This is a genomic window from Microbacterium umsixpiens, assembly GCF_053543675.1.
In genome coordinates, this window is record NZ_JBLVOH010000088.1 from 7,803 (window position 1) to 9,020 (window position 1,218).

The following is a 1,218-nucleotide window of genomic DNA, read 5'->3' on the forward strand; positions in this document are numbered from 1 at the left end:
TTCCGCGACGCCGCGGAGCCCTCTGCCGCTGCCCTGGCTCGGCGCCCCGGCTGCCGGCGCGTGTCCGTCGTCGGTGATCATGAGCGCGATCCTGGCCGCGTCGGATTCGACTCGCACTTCGACGCGGGTGGCTCCTTCGGCATAGCGCAGCGCGTTCGTCAGGCCCTCTTGGACGATTCGGTAGACGGTGGTCGCCAGGGTGGGATCGTTCGGTATCGCTTTTCCGACGCGGATCAGGTGCACGGGGAGTCCCGCAGCGCGGAAGACGTCGACGAGTTCTTCCAGGGCGGGGAGGTTATGGCCGGAGTGATGCAGTGCTTCTGCGAGTTCGTCGTCGTCGTCTCGGAGCAGGTGAAGGATGCGACGCATGTCGCTGAGCGCGGTTCTTCCGACGTCGCCCAGGTTCCGCAGCGCGGTTGCGGAACGGTCGGGATGCTTCTGCCACCCGGTCGATGCGCCGTCCGCGAGGGCGATCATGATCGAGATCGAGTGGGCGACGACGTCGTGCATCTCGGCGGTGATCCGGTTCCGTTCGCTGACCCGCGCGTTCTCCAACCGCTGTTCCACGAGCGCCGCGTGTGACTCCTGACGTTGCCGGCGGTTCTTCACGGCCAGCCCCAGCGACAGCGCGACGAGGGCGAGCGGGTCGAGGAACAGCGGTGAGAACGCCACCCCGTTCGTCAGGAAGAGCGCCAAGGCACTCAGCGCAGGAAGGCAGACGCCGATCGCGTACCCGAGGGCAGCGCGCGGAAAGGGGCGAGTCGCGGCGACGGTGTAGAGCGCGAACGCGAACGGGAAGCTCAGCGCCCCGACGCCGGGGAGCACCCAGACGGCGAGGGCGGCGACGCACACCGTCGCGCAGAGTGCGAGCAACGGTGATCGGCGACGCCAGAACAGCGGTACGGATGAGACGACGGCGATCAGGGCACCGGGCCAGAGCGGACCCTGCCCGGCCAGGGCGAAGGCGAGAACCTGCAGCGCGACGGCGGCGATCACCACCAGCACGTCGACGACGAACGGGTGTGAGGTGAACCAGCGCATCTTCTCGAGCATCCGTCCTGCGTGCTGTTCCTTCTGCGGGGTCGGGGCGGCAGCCCGGAGTTCGGACCGCCGCCCGAATGCTGTCATGCGTCCCGGCGTCTGAGCACGATCGCGGCTGCGGTGAACAGGACGACGGTCCAGGCCAAGAGTACGAGATAGCCGCCCCAGGGCCCCATC

The 1,218-nt window shown here is 68.6% G+C and carries 1 protein-coding gene; it reads right to left on the bottom strand.

The window, feature by feature from the left end:
• Positions 1-1,128, bottom strand: a 1,128-nt coding sequence (locus ACNPM4_RS09045; protein WP_448985449.1) for a sensor histidine kinase, incomplete at its 3' end; no start/stop codon positions are given.
• Positions 1,129-1,218 lie beyond the last annotated feature (90 nt).